This is a genomic window from Gallaecimonas pentaromativorans (assembly GCF_003751625.1).
GTDB classification, from domain to species: domain Bacteria; phylum Pseudomonadota; class Gammaproteobacteria; order Enterobacterales; family Gallaecimonadaceae; genus Gallaecimonas; species Gallaecimonas pentaromativorans.
In genome coordinates this window covers 280,999-297,214 of record NZ_RJUL01000004.1, presented here as the reverse complement: position 1 = coordinate 297,214, position 16,216 = coordinate 280,999, and the positions used below count along the sequence as shown (strand labels likewise).

The window sequence follows — 16,216 nt, the reverse complement described above, 5'->3', positions numbered from 1 at the left end:
CACCTTCGGGTGGCCTTTTGTGTCAGGCGCCTTTTTTGTGCCACTCGTACTTGCTAAAAGCGCTGTCCATGGGGGTCTTGGCCAGATGGTTGGTATAGTTGCTCATCACCTTCTGGGCGAGGCCCAGTACCACTTCCAGCACCTGGCGTTGGGTAAAGCCGGCGTCCAAAAAGGCCTGGACTTTCTCGTCTTCTACAAAACCGCGCTGGCGCATCATCGCCAGGGCAAAGGTGCGCAGGGCCTCGAGCTTGGCGGTGGGCAGCGGGGTTTCGTCGCGAAGGGCGTTACTTATCTCGTCGCTCACCCCCATGGCTTTGGCAATGGCGGTATGGGCCGGCACACAATAGTGGCAGTTGTTCTCCACGTTGATGGTCTGCCACACCACGGTTTTTTCGTCGTTGTCAAAACTGCTGTTTAAAAACAATTGGTGCAGCTGCTGGTAACCCTCCAAGAGCCCTGGGGCCTCGGCCATCACTGCATGCAGGCTTGGTAGGCGGCCAAAGGCGCTGATGGATTTTTGCAACAGGGCTTTGCTTTGCTCCGGGGCGTTGTCGAGGGTGTAGACGGTGAAATCGGTCATAGATGAGCCTGTGGTGGCAGTGAGTGTGCTGCCACTCTAAAAGCATTTTGAGCGATCACTCAAGTTAATTTTTGAGTGATCGCTCAGGTTGGTTTATCATCTGACCTAAATACGTCCCTTTGATTAAAAACGGCCCTTGATACCCCATGGCAAGAAGTACGCTTTTTAACCGCCAACAAGCCCTTGATGACGCCATGGCACTGTTCTGGCAAAAAGGCTTTTATGCCACCTCCATGAAAGATCTAGAAAAGACCCTGGATATGCGCCCCGGCAGCATTTACGCCACCTTTGGTAGCAAGGAAGGGCTGTTCCAGGAAGCCTTGGCGCGCTACGCCGAGCTTGGCGCTGGCGAGCTTGAAAAGAGCCTAGCAGCGGGCGGCGACCCTTTACATGGCCTGGCCGAGCATGTGCGCCGCTTGGGTTGCTTGGGGGATGCCGGTTTGCCGTCTTGCGCCTGCATGCTGGTCAAATCCTTGCTCGAACTAGGGGAGGGGGAGGCGGCCAGCAGAGCCTTGGCAGAGCATTGCCTTGCCGATATTGAAGCGCGCTTTGCAGCCGCTTTTGCCGAGGCAAAGGCCCTTGGCCCGTTGACTGATGATGCCGAGCCGGCGCTGCTGGCCAGCCGCTTGCAGGTAGCCATTATGGGGCTTCGCTCTTATGCCCAGCGCCGCCACGACCCTAAGCTGTTAAAGACCCTTGCCGAGGACCTTGCCGCTCAAATCGAGGGGATGCGGGTAGCCGCGGCCTGATAAATCGCGGTTTTTGTTTTATTTATGGGCACTTGTCGCGGTAATGGCCGGGAACAACTTGCTTGGCTGGCGGCCTTTGCTTAGATTGGAATGCAGATATTTATCGCCTGTTGGGGGCTTGCTTGATCAAGGTTTTGTTGGTTGATGATCACGACCTGGTGCGAACCGGTATTCGCCGCATCATCGAAGATACAAAAGGTTTCAAAGTGGTTGGCGAAGCCCAGACCGGCGAAGAAGCCATCAAGCTGTGCCGCGAGGATGCCCCCGACGTGGTGCTGATGGACATGAACATGCCCGGTATCGGCGGCCTGGAAGCCACTCGCAAGCTGGTCCGTTACTGCCCCGATACCAAGATCATCGTGCTGACCGTGGTCACTGAAGATCCCATTCCGCAAAAAGTGATGCAGGCTGGCGCCGTCGGTTACCTCACCAAGGGCGCAAACCCAGAAGAAATGATCAAAGCCATCAAGGCGGTCAGCGTTGGCCAGCGTTACCTGGCGCCGGATATCGCCCAGAAGATGGCCCTGCGCCAGTTCAGCGGAGTGGATGACAACCCCTTTAACCAGCTGTCCGAGCGGGAACTGCAGATCATGATGATGATCACCCGGGGCGAGAAGGTGCAGGACATCTCCGAGAAGCTGAACCTGAGCCCCAAAACGGTGAACAGTTACCGCTACCGCCTCTTTGAGAAGCTGGATATCACCAACGACGTGGAGCTGACCCACCTGGCCATTCGCCACGGGATGCTGGATACCAGCAAGCTCTGAGATGTTTGATGTCAAAGCCTTCCTGAAAAACCTCACCGGCCAGCCCGGTGTTTACCGCATGTATGACAGTGACGGCACCGTTATCTATGTGGGTAAGGCCAAGGATCTGAAAAAGCGGGTATCGAGCTACTTTATCCGCTCCCAGCAAAGCCCGAAAACGGTGGCGCTGGTGGCCAATATTGCCAATATCGAGGTGACGGTCACCAACACCGAAACCGAAGCCCTTATCCTTGAAAACCATCTGATCAAGGCCCACAGACCCAAGTACAACGTGCTGCTGCGGGACGATAAAAGCTACCCCTATATTTTGGTGTCCGGTCATCGCCATGCCCGCCTTGGCGTGCACCGGGGTGCCCGCAAGGAAAAGGGCGACTACTTCGGCCCTTACCCTTCTGCCGGTGCGGTGCGCGAGTCGTTAAAGCTGATGCAGCGGCTGTTTCCGGTGCGCCAGTGCGACGACAGCGTCTATCGAAACCGCTCCCGCCCTTGTCTGCAATATCAACTTAAGCGCTGTCTCGCCCCTTGTGTGGCGGGCTATGTGAGCGACGAGGCGTACGCCGAGCAGGTGAAACTTGCCAAATTGTTTTTGAGCGGCAAGAACCAGCAGGTGATTGCCGACTTGGTAGCCAATATGGAAGCGGCTTCCAAAGACCTGAAATTTGAAGACGCGGCTCGGTTTCGTGACCAAATTCAAGCCATGCGCACCGTTCAAGAGCGCCAATGGGTAAGCGGCGACGCCGAGGAGCTGGATATCATCGCCACTGCCGAGCGCCAAGGGGTGTTGGCGGTACAGGTGCTTATCGTGCGGGACAACAAAGTGCTGGGCTCGCGCAGTTATTTTCCCAAGATCCCTAAAGACACCGACAGCATCGAGGCCTTTGAGGCTTTCTTGCAGCAGTTCTACCTGGGCGGCATGCACGGCCGCCAGGTTCCCAGCGAAGTGCTGCTGGACCGCCAATTGCCTGAGCTGGAGCTGATTGCGGCAGCGGTGAGCGAAGATGCCGGGCGCAAGGTGCAGTTTAAAACCAATGTCCGGGGTGAGCGCCGCCGCTACCTAGAGCTGGCCCGCAAAAACGCCGAAACCGCCCTTGATGCCCAGCTGGCCCATAAAGGTACCCTTGCCGGACGTTATAAGGCCCTGAAAAGCTTTTTGGGGCTGGAAACGCCCATCGAGCGGATGGAGTGCTTTGATATCTCCCATACCCAAGGCACCCATACCGTGGCGTCCAACGTGGTGTTCGGCCCCGAAGGCCCGCTTAAATCCGATTACCGGCGCTTTAATATCGAGGGCATTACCCCAGGGGACGACTACGCCGCCATGGCCCAGGCTATGGCCCGGCGCTTTAAATCCCCTGAAGACACCTTGCCGGATATCCTCTTTATCGACGGCGGTAAGGGCCAGCTGGCCCAGGCCGAAGCCCATTTTGAAGACTGGCCGCGGGCGCCGCTGATCATTGGCGTTGCCAAAGGGGTCGACAGGCGTGCAGGGCAGGAAGTGCTTATTTTCGGCTATAGCGGCAAGGAACTGACCTTGCCGCCGGACAGCCCGGCCCTGCACCTGGTGCAGCACATTCGCGATGAATCGCACCGCTTTGCCATTACCGGCCATCGCGGCCAGCGAGCCAAAGCCGGGCGCACCTCGACCTTGGAGAACATCGAAGGGGTTGGCCCCAAGCGGCGCCAACAACTGCTGAAATTCCTGGGTGGATTGCAGCAAGTCAGGTCGGCCAGCATCGACGAACTGGCCAAGGTGCCGGGTATAAGTCGTTCATTGGCCGAGAAGATCCATGCTACACTGCACAGCCATTGAAGGGCCTCCCCGTACTGTCATGACCATCCCAAACCTGCTTACTCTGTTCAGGCTGCTGCTTATCCCCATTTTCCTGGTGCTGTTTTACGTGCCGGTGTCCTGGGCACATTATGGCGCTGCGTTTATCTTCTGGCTGGCCGCCATCACCGACTGGCTGGATGGCTATCTGGCTCGCAAACTCCAGCAAACCACCCCTTTTGGCGCCTTTTTAGACCCGGTTGCCGACAAGGTGATGGTCACTGCCGCCCTGGTGCTGATTGTTGAGGATTACCAGAGCCTTTGGGTGACGGTGCCGGCCATCATCATGATCAGCCGTGAAATTGTTATCTCTGCCCTGCGTGAATGGATGGCGGAGCTTGGCAAACGTTCCCATGTGGCGGTGTCCTGGATTGGCAAGGTAAAAACCACTGCCCAGATGCTGGCCTTGATTGGCCTGGTGTCTAGCTGGGAGCCCTTTGTGGTGCTGGGTATGCCGCTACTCTATATCGCGGTGATCCTGACCTTGTGGTCGATGATCAGTTACCTTGCCGCTGCCTGGAAGGATCTGTGGAGCAAGGCCGGGGCTTAATGCTCAAAACAGCGCCTGATTGCTGTTTTTTTGGCTAAACAGTCATAACTCAATGTTTTACGTTATTGACTCGCCCCGGCAGAAAGGTAGAATGGCTCGCACTTCCGGGGGGACCCGGCGGCTGTAGACCGGGCCTTACGCCAGGTTGTAGAGCAAAGACAATGCGGGAATAGCTCAGTGGTAGAGCACAACCTTGCCAAGGTTGGGGTCGCGAGTTCAAGTCTCGTTTCCCGCTCCAAATTTACGACGTAGTTGGTTAGGTTAACTGACTACGAGGTGTGAGAATCGCGACGGTCGCGAGCCGAATGTTGGCCCAGTCAAGTCTCGTTTCCCGCTCCAAATTCGATAGATGCCGGCAACCTACCGGCGTTTATTAAAAGAACAGCGATGTTCACCCAAGGCGCGATGGCAGAATGGCTATGCAGCGGATTGCAAATCCGTGGATCTCGGTTCGACTCCGGGTCGCGCCTCCAGTTAAAAGATAACGGCTTCAGGCGGTTATCTAGGCGACAAGCCTAACCCGATAATGGCGCGATGGCAGAATGGCTATGCAGCGGATTGCAAATCCGTGGATCTCGGTTCGACTCCGGGTCGCGCCTCCATCATTACACCAGCCCGGATGGTGAAATTGGTAGACACAAGGGATTTAAAATCCCTCGACGTTCGCGTTGTGCGGGTTCAAGTCCCGCTCCGGGCACCATACGCAAAACCCAGCTGCAGAGCTGGGTTTTTTTGTTTTTACCCTTCCTATCACCAATATGCCGTCACTTGCATCAAGTCGCCATCCGTATCCATTTTGGCTTCGATATGGCGGGTCACCACCTTGCCTTGGGCGTTGCCTTCGCCATAGGTCATGGTGACCAGATAATAGTCGGGATAGTGGTCTCCATAGTCGGTTTTGATATGCACGAAACTTGCCGGGTTATCCATATGCCCTTTAACGTATTTCACCAGCGCTAGGCTCGAGCTGTCTGATGGGGAAAGGCCCGTGGGCAAGCCGGCTGCTGGCGCTGGCAGAGCGTTGATCTGCGCCAACGTCATTTGGCCCGCCTGGCGGATACGGCTGTGGATGTCGTATGCAACCCAGGCGATAACCAGACCGGTGAACAGGGCCAAGGCCAGCATTTGGCTTAGGTAATGGCCACGGATGGCCGAAGGAGAAACGCTTGAGGATGGTTGGAAACGCAGCCTTGCTTTGAGTGTTGTCATGTTCAGCATCCTTGCTAGATATTCAGCAAAGATAGTGTGCTTTGACAGGAGTGCAACCGGCGAGGCAAGGAAGGCGAAATAGAGAACCGTGATATGTTTGGAAAAGCCCGGCACCAAATGCCGGGCTTTTTTGGCCTTACAGCTCGGCCAGCAGGCTAATCGACACCCAGCCTACCTGGCCGCCCACATCGATTTTGACCCAGTCGCCGGATACCTCAACAGGGACCACGTTATGGCCAAGGGGCAGGGTGCGGACAATACCGTAACCGGTGCCGGGGCCTTTGCGGATACGGGCACTTTTTACCTTAATGCGGTAGTTGTGACCGGGCACGGCATGGGGCGGGCCGCGATGTTCCCCTTTGCCTGCCATGGCGTGCTCGCTTTTGCCGAGGCGATGCTCGGGTTTGTGTTGCTCGGCCTTATTACCCTTGCCCTGGTGCAGGTTCTGGTCGTGATGCTGTTCTGGCTGGGGAGAGTGATTCTCCTGGCAAGGTTTGCCTTCTTTGCAGGGCGCGGCTTGTGAAACAGCAGGGAGCAGCAGGCTGGCCGCCGCCAGCAGGGGGAGAGTGACTTTCATGGTTGTGCTCTTGGTGGGTAATTGAGCCGATTCTAAGGTTGCATGGCGCCTTGGCCGCAACAGCTCTAGGGCCTGCGTTCAGTTAGGGTTGCGGTTCACAGGCAAAATTGCTACCTTTGGCCCCGCTTTGGGGAGTAGCCGACTTTCCTTCTGGGAAAGTGCCTGTGTCAACATTCTCGGTCCTCATGACCGTGGTGCAGGCGACCGAAAGGTAGGTGAGACCATCGACAGTTTCGCGCCATAAAGGCTGGGCGCGCGTACTGTCGTGGTAACTACCGCCCGGCCTGGATAATCTAACCGTGAGCTTTGTATCTCTGCTTTTTATCGCTTTTGCCATGTCAACCGACGCCTTTGCCGTTGCTGTTGCCAGAGGCGCCACTCTTAAACACCCCCATTTTGGCCGTGCCTTTAAAACCGGCGTGCTGTTTGGCTCGGTAGAAGCCATTTCCCCCCTGATCGGCTGGCTGATTGGCATCGGCGCTGCCAGTTATATCGTCAAATGGGACCACTGGCTGGCCTTCGGCTTGTTGTTGGCTCTGGGCCTTAAGATGATCCATGAAGGCCTGCAAAAACCCGAAGAAGGGGAAGAGGCTGACGACAAGGCCAAACGCTCCCGAGTGATGATGCTGCTGACCGCTGTTGCCACCAGCATCGACGCCATGGCCATTGGCCTGGGGTTTGCCTTTATCGACGTCAATATCTTTGAAGCCTCACTCCTTATCGGCCTTGCCACTCTGACCATGGTGACCTTCGGCATCATGCTGGGCCAGCGCCTTGGCGCGATGATCGGCAAGCGGGCTGAGCTGCTGGGGGGCCTGGTGTTGATCGTGGTCGGTAGCGTTATCCTTCGCGAACATCTTTTGGGTCTTGCCTGATAAAATGCTTTCACATACGGAAAATCATATATATGATTTTCCGTATGTCTTAGGAGCCGTCATGATAGATACCCTCACCTTCATAAAATGCCTTGCTGAGCCCACCCGGCTTAACGCCATGCTGCTGCTGGCCGAAGAAGGGGAGCTTTGCGTTTGCGAACTGACCGAGGCCCTGGCCGAAAGCCAGCCGAAGGTATCGCGCCATCTGGCGCAGCTGCGCCAATGTGGGTTGCTGCTTGATAGCCGTGACGGCCAGTGGGTGTTTTATCGTCTGCACCCCGAGTTGCCGGCCTGGGCCAAAGGCATGTTGGGTGAAGCGGCAGCGGGTGCTAACCCGGCGCTGACAGAGGCCAAAGCGGTGCTGGGCGCCATGGCCAACCGGCCGGGCAAGCGCTGCTGCTAAAATTTTTTATCTTAAAACATATGGAAATCCATATATGAAGATCCTCTTTGTCTGTACCCATAACCGTTGTCGCAGCATTCTGGCCGAGGCGGTCAGCCGCCAATTGGGCGGTGCCTTGCTGGAGGTCAGAAGCGCTGGTAGCCAGCCGGCCGGGCAGGTGCATCCTTTGAGCCTTAAATACCTGGCACAAGCGGGCTATAGCACCGACGGCCTTCGCAGCCAGTCCTGGGACGCGTTTGAAGACTTTGCCCCTGATCTGGTGGTCACGGTATGCGACAGCGCCGCTGGCGAAGCCTGCCCGGTGTGGTTCGGCAAAACCGTTAAAGTGCATTGGGGCCTCAAAGATCCCAGTGCACTCTCTGGCAGCGAAGAGGACGTAAAAGCGGCTTTCCTGGCTACTATTGGCACCTTGGAAAAGCGCATCCAAAGCTTGCTAGATGCTGGCCCGCTGGCAGGTGAGGCCCTCAAGGCCAAGATGGAGGCACTGGCCCATGTCTGAGCTGCCCAATATCGATGCCAAGCTCTTCAAGGTGCCGGCGGCGGCCGACTTTAACAGGCCTCTTAGCACCCATGCGCCCCGTATTTTGCTGCTCTACGGTTCACTGCGTGAGCGCTCCTACAGCCGCCTGGTGGTAGAGGAGTCGGCAAGGCTGCTTGGCGCCATGGGCTGCGAGGCCCGCATTTTTAACCCCGCCGGCTTGCCGCTGCCCGATGGCGAGCCCGACAGCCACCCCAAGGTGCAAGAGCTTCGCGATCTGGTGCTGTGGTCTGAAGGGCAGCTGTGGTGCTCTCCCGAGCGTCACGGCAGCATGACCGGCATCATGAAGGCGCAAATCGACTGGATCCCCCTGTCGATGGGGGCAGTGCGGCCCACCCAGGGAAAAACCCTGGCGCTGATGCAGGTCTGTGGCGGCTCCCAATCTTTTAACGCCGTCAACCAGATGCGCATCCTCGGGCGCTGGATGCGGATGCTGACCATCCCCAACCAATCGTCGGTGGCCAAGGCCTTCTTGGAGTTCGAGGAAGATGGCCGCATGAAGCCCTCGCCTTACTACAACCGCATCGTCGATGTGTTAGAGGAGTTGGTGCGCTTTACCTTGCTGACCCGCGACCACAACCCGGCGCTGCTGGACCGCTATTCCGAGCGGGTTGAAAGCGCCGAGGCCCTGTCCAAGCGCGTTAACCAAAGGAGCCTGTGATGGGGATCTTCGAGCGCTATTTAAGCTTTTGGGTGGGCCTTGGGATTGTGGCTGGCCTGCTGCTGGGCAGCCTGATGCCTAGCCTTTTTGCAATGCTGGCCGGCCTTGAGCTCTTTCACGTCAACCTGGTGGTGGCAGTGCTCATTTGGCTGATGATCTACCCGATGATGGTGCAGGTGGATTTTTCCGCCATCAAAGATGTGGGGCGCAAACCCAAGGGCCTGGCCCTAACCCTGGTGGTGAACTGGCTTATCAAACCCTTCACCATGGCGGCGCTGGGCTGGCTGTTTTTTAAGGTATTTTTTGCAAGCCTGGTGGACGCTGCCAGTGCCCAGCAATACATTGCCGGCATGATTTTGTTGGGGGTAGCGCCGTGCACCGCCATGGTGTTTGTGTGGAGCCAGCTCACCCAGGGCGATGCCAACTACACCCTGGTGCAGGTGTCGGTGAACGATCTGGTGATGGTGTTCGCCTTTGCCCCCATCACCGCTTTGCTGCTGGGAGTCAGTGACATCCAGGTGCCCTGGCAGACCTTGCTGCTGTCGGTGCTGCTGTATGTGGTGTTGCCGCTGCTGGCCGGGGTGCTAACCCGCCATAAGCTTGATAAAAAAGACGACCACCAGCGCCTTGGCGATTTTTTAAGTAAGGCCAAGCCATGGTCCATGCTCGGCCTTATTGCCACCGTGGTACTGCTGTTTGGCTTTCAGGCCCAAACCATCCTGGCCCAGCCGCTGGTGATTGTGCTTATCGCGGTGCCGCTATTGCTGCAAAGCTACGGCATTTTCGCGCTCACCTACTTTACCGGCTGCAAGCTGCGCCTTAGCCATCAGGTGGCGGCGCCGGCGGCCATGATTGGCACCTCCAACTTCTTTGAACTGGCAGTGGCGGTGGCTATCTCGCTGTTTGGCCTGCACTCGGGGGCAGCCCTTGCCACCGTGGTCGGCGTCTTGGTAGAAGTGCCGGTAATGTTGTCTCTGGTGGCCTTTGCCAACCGCACTCGCCATTGGTTTAGCGATAAAGGCTTAGCACCAGGCGCTGAAAAATCCGCTCCTTAAGGTTGGCCGGGGCCGTTAAGCCAAGGTAAGCGAGGGCCTTGTCACCCTCGCTACTGGCGCTTGCCGTCAACGCCTGCCAACAAAGCGCCAGCTTACCGGTAACGGAGCTGGCGCTTTTTTTAAGCCCCCCTAAGCGCCGGGCCAGTTCCAGCTCGGCATCGGTGAGTTCGCTGCCAAAGGGCAAGGGTTCCAGTTTGCCGCGAAAAGGCGCCAGAGCATTTTCAAGGGTGGCCGGCAGATTGTTGCGGTACTGAGCCGGTAACTGGTAGGCCGCTGGCAACTTGCCGGCCGCTTTGGCCTTGGCGATGAGCGCATCCTGAAAGCGGCTGTCGGCAATTTTTATCATCGCCTCGATGCATTCGCTGTCGGTCTTGCCGCGAAGTTCCGCAATGCCGTATTCGCTGATAAACACATCCCGCAGGTGGCGGGGGATGGTGCTGTGGGGGTATTCCCAAACGATGTTGGACTCCAGGCTTTTACCGCTACCGCGGGTGGCTTTTACTAGGAGCACCGAACGACCATCCGGCAACTGATGGGCCATGGACACAAAGTTGTATTGGCCCCCCACGCCGCTCACCACTTGGCCGTCTGCCAATTGGTCGGAGACCGCATGGCCAAGCAGGGTGGCTTTCATGGTGATGTTGATAAACCGTGCTTTTTGCCGCTGCAGCTGCTCCAGGCGGTAGTGGGTGTAGATGCGGTTGACTTCGCTGACGCTGGTCATGCCAATCAAGGCGCGCCGCGCCTCAGGAAGCGCGTGCAAGGCTTTATAAAACGCGCTGGGGCCGATAAAAAAGGCGCCATGCAGGGCAATGCCGCCAGCAAGCTCTCGCCCGGCGCTGTGGGCGTTTAGAAAAGCGAGGGTGGCGGCGTCAGTCAAATCGTTGGCCAGGGCGGCACTGCCCAGGTGAAGTCGGTCTTCATGGAGTGTGATATCGGCGATATTAAACCGCTCGAGCCAGGCAAGATGGCGCTCGCTCAAGACAGCAGGCAATGCCCCCGCAGCCACCAGCCGGCTAAAGGTATCGGCGGGCAGTACATCACCCAACACGTTGTCGTTAACCAGTTGCTGGAGGGTTTCGTCTTCGTAGACCCGGCGGCGCACCAGGCCCTTTTCAAAAAGGCGATACACCGGGTAGGAAATCAGCTCGCTGGCCACGTAAAGGCCCTCGTTCAGGGGCGGCCGGGGCGGCTCATCAAGGGCGCCAAGCATGGCGTGGTAGTCGGTGGGCGAGTCTTGGCGCAGCAGCAAGCCTTTTACCGCCGCGTCGGCCAAGGCGCCGATACCCACCTGCAAGGTGCCGCCATCTTCTACCAGGGTTGAAGCCCGCAGGCCAATGGCGTAGTCGATAAGGCCAATGGGTTCTTGGGGCGTGGCAAAGAGCGGGTAGCCGTCGTCGTTGTCATCGACGATAAGGTCGAAAAACTCGGGCGCGACCTCGGCATCGTTCCCCAGGTAGGGCATTTGCGGGTTCACTTCGCCAATCACCAGGGTAGGGCGCTCGGCCTGATGCATGGCCGGGGCTACGTCGAGGGTGAGGTCGGGGTTGGAGCCCAAACTGTAACGATGGCCGTCAGGGTGCTTGGCTACGGCTTGCACCAAAAGATTGATGCCGCGGGCCAGGATGTCACGCCCGGCGTGGGTGTAGTTGCTGGAAATGTAGTGCTGCTGGGCCCGAGGGTTATGCAAAATGGCGCCGGAGCGGGTGTAAAACTCCAGTACTTCAATGTTGGCCGGCAGGGTGCCGCTTTCCCGGTCATCAAGGTACTCAAGGCGCGGGTAGCCTCGCCACACTCGTTCACGAAGGGGCGCCATAAAGCGCTCTTCAAGAAAGCTTTTGCCGACCGGTGGGTTAAGCGACAGCGCCGTTATCAAGGTCAGCTTGATATGAGGGTGGGCCTTGGCATGGCGGTAGAGGGCATTTAGCAGCCGGTTGGCCTTGCCGACCCCAAGGGGCGCACCTACCACCCAATTTGGCCCGAGCTGCGCCTCAATCTGCTCCATCAATCCTTGCTGCATGGCTACCCCTATGTTTTGCAGGTTGTTGATACGCTAGCAGAAAACATTTGCGTAATCGCTAACAGAAACTGGTCTGTTAAGTCGCTGCAAGGCTGGTTGGTGCCTGCCCTTACTGTTATCTTCAGCTCAAGAATACGCAGAGGTTAGTGACTGATGGAATTTCGCGATCACCAGTTGAGCATGTCGGTGCTGATGACACCGGATATGGCCAATTTTTCCGGCAAGGTCCATGGCGGCGAGCTGCTGTCGTACCTTGATAAAGTGGCCTACGCCTGTGCCAGCCGTTACGCCGGCAGCTATGTGGTAACCCTGTCGGTAGACCGGGTGATGTTTCGCCAGGCCATTAACGTCGGCGAACTGGTGACTTTTTTGGCCTCGGTCAACTACACCGGCCGCACCTCCATGGAGGTGGGCATCAAAGTGGTAACCGAGGATATCCGTAACCGGGTGGTGCGCCACACCAACAGCTGCTACTTCACCATGGTGGCCATGGACGATAATGGCAACACCATTCCGGTGCCGCCGCTGGTGCCGCAATCAGAAGAAGAAAAACAGCGTTTCGAAGCGGCCAAGCTGCGCCGCAAACTGCTGCAAGAGCAGGAAGCCGCCCACGACGCCATTAAAAAGGAAGTGCAGCAGCTGGAGCTGTAAAAGACAGAGGCACGGATGCGATACCTTTTTACCCTGGCGCTGTTGTCGGGCCAATGATGTTGGAAGGTTTGGGTCTATAGGCTCTGATTTAGTCGTCTCAGATCTCAACCACTACCAATGCACAGCGCCGAACCTTGCCGATATCCGCCGGGTATTGGAGAAGGGCCAATGGGTAGATCCCCAGAACCTTCACAACCATTACGCCAGCACCGGCTGTTCTGTTAAAGGGCAGGTGATGCAGGGCGGCCAGATACGGTCCTTTACCTTTGATTTTGGCGGTATTGTCTACTTTGATGACGGCGAGATGTTGGCCTGCGGCAAAGGCTGCTGCAACGACAATTTTGCTTTTTGCAGCTTTGATCCCGGCCCTTAACGGGGGAAATGCTCCGTCAATAAAAAACCGCCCTTTGGGCGGTTTTTTAATTGGCGTTACTTAACGCGCATACCGGGCTGGGCGCCGTCGTCTGGGCTCAGTACCCACAAGTCTTTGCCGCCGGGGCCGGCGGCCAGCACCATGCCTTCGCTCATGCCAAATTTCATCTTACGGGGCGCCAGATTGGCCACCATCACCGTGAGCTTGCCTTCCAACTCTTCCGGGGCGTAAGCGGACTTGATACCGGCAAACACCTGGCGGGTTTCGCCGCCCAAGTCCAGCTCCAGGCGCAGCAGCTTGTCGGCGCCTTTCACGTGCTCGGCCTTGGCAATGCGGGCGATGCGAAGGTCAATCTTGGCAAAATCCTCATAGCTTATCTCAGGGCTGATGGGGTCATCCGCCAGGGGGCCGGTTACCTTCTTGGCCATGCTTTCCTTGGAGGCTTCTACCATGGCTTCAACCTTGGCCGGCTCGATGCGGCTCATCATCGCCTGGAAGGGGTTGATGGCGCAGCCCACCAGCAGTTCGCTACGGTTGTCCCAGGTAAGTTCCACGCCGAGGAAGCTTTCCACTTTCTTGGCAAGCTCCGGCAGTACCGGCTTGAGGTAGGTCACCAGCACTTTGAAGAGGTTCAGGCTCAGGGTGCAGACTTGGTGGGCTTCACTCAGGGTGTCATCGTTTTTCACCAGCACCCAGGGGGCGGTGTCGGCAATGTAGACGTTGGCCTTGTCGGCCAGCGCCATGATCTCGCGCACGGCGCGGCCAAACTCGCGGCCTTCGAAGGCTTTGGCAATGTCGTCGCCTTTGGCGACGAATTCGTCAAACAGTTCTCGAGGAGAAGTGCCTGTTTTTAATTTGCTTAGTACGTTTTCTTCATCAGAAATTGTAATGCTATCGGCCAGTTTGCCGTCGAAACGCTTGGCGATAAAGCCGGCGGTGCGCGAGGCGATATTGACCAGTTTACCCACCAAGTCGGAGTTCACCCGCTGGGTGAAGTCTTCGAGGTTCAAATCCAGGTCGTCGATGCGGTTAGAGAGCTTGGCGGCGTAGTAATAACGCAGGTATTCCGGGTCCAGGTGGTCCAGATAGGTGCGGGCCTTGATAAAGGTGCCACGGGATTTCGACATCTTGGCGCCGTTGACGGTGACATAGCCGTGGGCAAAGACGTTGGTGGGCTTGCGAAGGCCGGCGCCGTCGAGCATGGCCGGCCAGAACAGGCTGTGGAAGTAGATGATGTCTTTGCCGATGAAGTGATACACCTCGGCGTCGGAATCGGCTTTCCAGAAGGCGTCAAAATCAAGGCCGGTTTTGTCGCAAAGGGCCTTGAAGGAGGCGAGATAGCCGATGGGGGCGTCCAGCCACACGTAGAAATACTTGCCGGGGGCGCCGGGGATCTCAAAGCCAAAATAAGGCGCGTCGCGGGAGATGTCCCAGCGTGCCAGGCCCTGCTCGAACCATTCCTGGAGCTTGTTGGCCATTTCTTCTTGCAAGGAGCCGGAGCTTATCCAGGCCTTGAGCATGTCGCCAAAAGCGGGCAGGTCGAAGAAGTAATGCACCGAGTCTTTCAGTACCGGGGTAGCGCCAGACACCACCGACTTGGGATCTTTAAGATCGGTGGGCTGATACGTGGCGCCGCACACTTCGCAGTTGTCGCCGTTTTGGTCATCGGCACCGCATTTGGGGCAGGTGCCTTTGACAAAACGGTCCGGCAGGAACATTTGCTCTTGCGGGTCGAACAGCTGGGAGATGGTTTCGGTTTTGATGTAGCCGCCGTCGTTGAGGCGGTTATAAATCATCGCCGACAGCTCGCGGTTCTCATCGCTGTGGGTGCTGTGGTATTGGTCAAAACCAATCAGAAACTGGGCAAAATCGGCCTGGTGCTCTATGTTGGTTTTGGCAATCATCTCTTCAGGCGTGATGCCTTGCTCGCGCGCCTTGAGCATGATCGGGGTGCCGTGGGCATCGTCTGCGCAGACGTAGTAGGTCTCAAAACCACGCAGCTTTTGAAAACGGACCCAGATATCGGTCTGGATATATTCCAGCATGTGGCCCAGGTGAATAGGCCCGTTGGCATAGGGCAGGGCGCTGGTAACCAGAATGCGGCGCGAAGTAGCCATCTTTATCGCTCTTGATTGCTTGGATGATTGAAGGGCGACAGTTTACGCCAAATTTAAGGCTCGTTGAACTCAAGTTCGGGGCCAATGTGCTGAAAGCCAAGCACTTTAAAAGCGCAGCTGCGCTGCCAAGGCAAAGGCCCCGGTGCTAGACTGTGGTGACTACCCAACACCTTGAACCGCCATGCGTTTTTTTCAAAATAAGCCACAGCCAAGCCTCAATGACATCCGCTGCCCTCTCTCGGGGCTGGCGCTGGCGGCGCTCGCCCTTAGCCTTGAAGACGAACCCGAGCGCCTGGCGCTGCGCCTGCCTTACCCTGTTGACGCCTTCGCCTCGGAGCTCGAAGAAGCCTTAAAGCCGGTGCTGGCCGGGCGCACCTTGCATCTTGAAGGCGCCTTGCCGGCCTTTGGTAAACCCCTGGGTAAGGTCAAAAACCTGATTGCCATTGCCTCTGGCAAAGGGGGCGTCGGCAAATCCACCACCACCATCAACCTGGCCTTGGCCCTCAAAGAACTGGGGCTCAAGGTAGGGGTGCTGGACGCCGACCTTTTCGGCCCGTCGCTCCCGATGATGGTGGGCACCCGAGGCCAGCACCCGGACAGCCCCGACGGCAAGACCATGTACCCCATCGAAGCCCTGGGGCTTTATACCCAGTCCATCGGGTATCTGGTGGACGACAGCGACGCTGCCGTCTGGCGCGGCCCCATGGCCAGTACCGCCCTGATGCAACTGGTGAACGAGACCCACTGGCCTGAGCTGGATGTGCTGCTGATTGACATGCCCCCCGGCACCGGCGATATCCAGCTGACGGTGTCGCAAAAGCTGCCGCTCACCGGCGCCGTGATTGTCACCACCCCGCAAGATTTGGCCCTGAGCGACGCCATCAAAGCCATGGCCATGTTTGAGAAGGTCAACACCCCGGTTTTGGGGCTGGTAGAGAACATGAGCTATCACCGCTGCAGCCAATGCGGCCACCATGAGCCGTTGTTTGGTGACGGCGGCGGGGTGCGCCTGGCCGAAGAAAAAGGCGTGGCGCTACTTGGCACCATTCCGTTGACCCTTAACATCCGCCACCACACCGATGCCGGCCAGCCGGTGGTATTGAGTGACCCGTCAGGGGACGATGCCCATGGCTACCTGCAACTGGCCAGGAAGCTACTGGGGGAGATGCTGAAAAGACCGGTGCCGCCGGCCCCCATCGACGTCAAAATGGTGTAGACTCGCCGCAATTTTTTGCCAGGCAACCAATTAAGGGACAGCGCCCC

General features: G+C 57.6%; 16 protein-coding genes, 4 tRNA genes and 1 riboswitch. Of the genes, 15 read left to right on the top strand and 5 right to left on the bottom strand.

Annotation, left to right across the window (positions count from 1 at the left end; genetic code table 11):
* Positions 1-22: 22 nt before the first annotated feature.
* Positions 23-580 (bottom strand): carboxymuconolactone decarboxylase family protein, encoded by a 558-nt coding sequence (locus EDC28_RS09470; protein ID WP_123421432.1) that lies wholly within the window; start codon positions 578-580, stop codon positions 23-25.
* A gap of 146 nt (positions 581-726) precedes the next feature.
* Between EDC28_RS09470 and EDC28_RS09465 the strand changes: the two genes are divergently transcribed.
* From EDC28_RS09465 to EDC28_RS09430, 8 genes are all read left to right on the top strand, one after another.
* Complete coding sequence (locus EDC28_RS09465; protein ID WP_123421431.1) at positions 727-1,329, top strand: TetR/AcrR family transcriptional regulator; 603 nt, start codon at positions 727-729, stop codon at positions 1,327-1,329.
* Between the two features lie 122 nt (positions 1,330-1,451).
* Complete coding sequence (gene uvrY, locus EDC28_RS09460; RefSeq protein ID WP_050660061.1) at positions 1,452-2,096, top strand: UvrY/SirA/GacA family response regulator transcription factor; 645 nt, start codon at positions 1,452-1,454, stop codon at positions 2,094-2,096.
* Between the two features lies 1 nt (position 2,097).
* Entirely contained in the window at positions 2,098-3,906 is a 1,809-nt protein-coding gene (gene uvrC, locus EDC28_RS09455; RefSeq protein ID WP_123421430.1) for an excinuclease ABC subunit UvrC, read from the top strand.
* Between the two features lie 19 nt (positions 3,907-3,925).
* The gene (pgsA, locus tag EDC28_RS09450) at positions 3,926-4,474 is read left to right on the top strand and encodes a CDP-diacylglycerol--glycerol-3-phosphate 3-phosphatidyltransferase (protein WP_050660059.1); all 549 of its coding nucleotides are present in this window, start codon (positions 3,926-3,928) and stop codon (positions 4,472-4,474) included.
* Positions 4,475-4,637: 163 nt separating this feature from the next.
* Positions 4,638-4,712, top strand: a tRNA-Gly gene (locus tag EDC28_RS09445).
* 161 nt (positions 4,713-4,873) lie between these two features.
* A tRNA-Cys gene (locus EDC28_RS09440) sits at positions 4,874-4,947 on the top strand.
* Positions 4,948-5,002: 55 nt separating this feature from the next.
* Positions 5,003-5,076 (top strand) — tRNA-Cys (locus tag EDC28_RS09435).
* 11 nt (positions 5,077-5,087) lie between these two features.
* A tRNA-Leu gene (locus EDC28_RS09430) sits at positions 5,088-5,174 on the top strand.
* Between the two features lie 50 nt (positions 5,175-5,224).
* On the opposite strand, the gene EDC28_RS09425 is transcribed toward EDC28_RS09430, so the two are convergent.
* On the bottom strand, positions 5,225-5,683 hold the full coding sequence (locus tag EDC28_RS09425; RefSeq protein ID WP_148049830.1) for a hypothetical protein: 459 nt from the start codon (positions 5,681-5,683) through the stop codon (positions 5,225-5,227).
* 136 nt (positions 5,684-5,819) lie between these two features.
* Positions 5,820-6,260 (bottom strand): SH3 domain-containing protein, encoded by a 441-nt coding sequence (locus tag EDC28_RS09420; protein WP_123421428.1) that lies wholly within the window; start codon positions 6,258-6,260, stop codon positions 5,820-5,822.
* Between the two features lie 122 nt (positions 6,261-6,382).
* A riboswitch (yybP-ykoY riboswitch) is annotated at positions 6,383-6,544 on the top strand.
* A 15-nt stretch (positions 6,545-6,559) separates the two neighbouring features.
* On the opposite strand from EDC28_RS09420, the gene EDC28_RS09415 reads away from it, so the two are divergent.
* The 5 genes from EDC28_RS09415 (at position 6,560) to arsB (ending at position 9,792) form a co-directional block, all read left to right on the top strand.
* On the top strand, positions 6,560-7,135 hold the full coding sequence (locus tag EDC28_RS09415; RefSeq protein ID WP_123421427.1) for a manganese efflux pump MntP: 576 nt from the start codon (positions 6,560-6,562) through the stop codon (positions 7,133-7,135).
* 61 nt (positions 7,136-7,196) lie between these two features.
* Entirely contained in the window at positions 7,197-7,538 is a 342-nt protein-coding gene (locus tag EDC28_RS09410; protein WP_050660055.1) for a metalloregulator ArsR/SmtB family transcription factor, read from the top strand.
* 34 nt (positions 7,539-7,572) lie between these two features.
* Complete coding sequence (locus EDC28_RS09405) at positions 7,573-8,037, top strand: arsenate reductase ArsC (protein WP_123421426.1); 465 nt, start codon at positions 7,573-7,575, stop codon at positions 8,035-8,037.
* Complete coding sequence (arsH, locus tag EDC28_RS09400) at positions 8,030-8,737, top strand: arsenical resistance protein ArsH (protein WP_123421425.1); 708 nt, start codon at positions 8,030-8,032, stop codon at positions 8,735-8,737. The genes EDC28_RS09405 and arsH overlap by 8 nt, the downstream gene beginning before the upstream one ends.
* Positions 8,737-9,792: an ACR3 family arsenite efflux transporter gene (gene arsB, locus EDC28_RS09395; RefSeq protein ID WP_123421424.1), complete on the top strand. Its 1,056-nt coding sequence runs from the start codon at positions 8,737-8,739 to the stop codon at positions 9,790-9,792. Before arsH ends, arsB begins: the two co-directional genes overlap by 1 nt.
* Here the strand turns inward: arsB and EDC28_RS09390 are convergent.
* On the bottom strand, positions 9,746-11,812 hold the full coding sequence (locus tag EDC28_RS09390) for an acetyl-CoA hydrolase/transferase C-terminal domain-containing protein (RefSeq protein ID WP_123421423.1): 2,067 nt from the start codon (positions 11,810-11,812) through the stop codon (positions 9,746-9,748). The two genes, arsB and EDC28_RS09390, sit on opposite strands and share 47 nt — an antisense overlap.
* 153 nt (positions 11,813-11,965) lie before the next feature.
* Here EDC28_RS09390 and EDC28_RS09385 point away from each other — a divergent pair, with 153 nt between their 5' ends.
* Positions 11,966-12,463: an acyl-CoA thioesterase gene (locus EDC28_RS09385; protein ID WP_050660050.1), complete on the top strand. Its 498-nt coding sequence runs from the start codon at positions 11,966-11,968 to the stop codon at positions 12,461-12,463.
* A gap of 429 nt (positions 12,464-12,892) precedes the next feature.
* Here the strand turns inward: EDC28_RS09385 and metG are convergent, their stop codons facing one another.
* Complete coding sequence (gene metG, locus EDC28_RS09375) at positions 12,893-14,953, bottom strand: methionine--tRNA ligase (RefSeq protein ID WP_123421422.1); 2,061 nt, start codon at positions 14,951-14,953, stop codon at positions 12,893-12,895.
* Positions 14,954-15,134: 181 nt separating this feature from the next.
* Between metG and apbC the strand changes: the two genes are divergently transcribed.
* Positions 15,135-16,169 carry an iron-sulfur cluster carrier protein ApbC gene (apbC, locus tag EDC28_RS09370; RefSeq protein WP_050660047.1) on the top strand — a complete coding sequence of 345 codons (1,035 nt, stop codon included), beginning with the start codon at positions 15,135-15,137 and terminating at the stop codon, positions 16,167-16,169.
* The last annotated feature ends 47 nt before the right edge of the window (positions 16,170-16,216 follow it).

Excerpts from the sequence above, each read along its gene's own strand:
- uvrC (WP_123421430.1), top strand. The coding sequence starts at position 2,098 with ATGTTTGATGTCAAAGCCTTCCTGAAAAACCTCACCGGCCAGCCCGGT.
- EDC28_RS09410 (WP_050660055.1), top strand. The coding sequence starts at position 7,197 with ATGATAGATACCCTCACCTTCATAAAATGCCTTGCTGAGCCCACCCGG.
- EDC28_RS09405 (WP_123421426.1), top strand. The coding sequence starts at position 7,573 with ATGAAGATCCTCTTTGTCTGTACCCATAACCGTTGTCGCAGCATTCTG.
- apbC (WP_050660047.1), top strand. The coding sequence starts at position 15,135 with ATGCGTTTTTTTCAAAATAAGCCACAGCCAAGCCTCAATGACATCCGC.
- metG (WP_123421422.1), bottom strand. The coding sequence starts at position 14,953 with ATGGCTACTTCGCGCCGCATTCTGGTTACCAGCGCCCTGCCCTATGCC.
- EDC28_RS09385 (WP_050660050.1), top strand. The coding sequence starts at position 11,966 with ATGGAATTTCGCGATCACCAGTTGAGCATGTCGGTGCTGATGACACCG.
- pgsA (WP_050660059.1), top strand. The coding sequence starts at position 3,926 with ATGACCATCCCAAACCTGCTTACTCTGTTCAGGCTGCTGCTTATCCCC.
- arsB (WP_123421424.1), top strand. The coding sequence starts at position 8,737 with ATGGGGATCTTCGAGCGCTATTTAAGCTTTTGGGTGGGCCTTGGGATT.
- EDC28_RS09390 (WP_123421423.1), bottom strand. The coding sequence starts at position 11,812 with ATGCAGCAAGGATTGATGGAGCAGATTGAGGCGCAGCTCGGGCCAAAT.
- EDC28_RS09470 (WP_123421432.1), bottom strand. The coding sequence starts at position 580 with ATGACCGATTTCACCGTCTACACCCTCGACAACGCCCCGGAGCAAAGC.
- EDC28_RS09425 (WP_148049830.1), bottom strand. The coding sequence starts at position 5,683 with ATGACAACACTCAAAGCAAGGCTGCGTTTCCAACCATCCTCAAGCGTT.
- EDC28_RS09465 (WP_123421431.1), top strand. The coding sequence starts at position 727 with ATGGCAAGAAGTACGCTTTTTAACCGCCAACAAGCCCTTGATGACGCC.
- arsH (WP_123421425.1), top strand. The coding sequence starts at position 8,030 with ATGTCTGAGCTGCCCAATATCGATGCCAAGCTCTTCAAGGTGCCGGCG.
- EDC28_RS09420 (WP_123421428.1), bottom strand. The coding sequence starts at position 6,260 with ATGAAAGTCACTCTCCCCCTGCTGGCGGCGGCCAGCCTGCTGCTCCCT.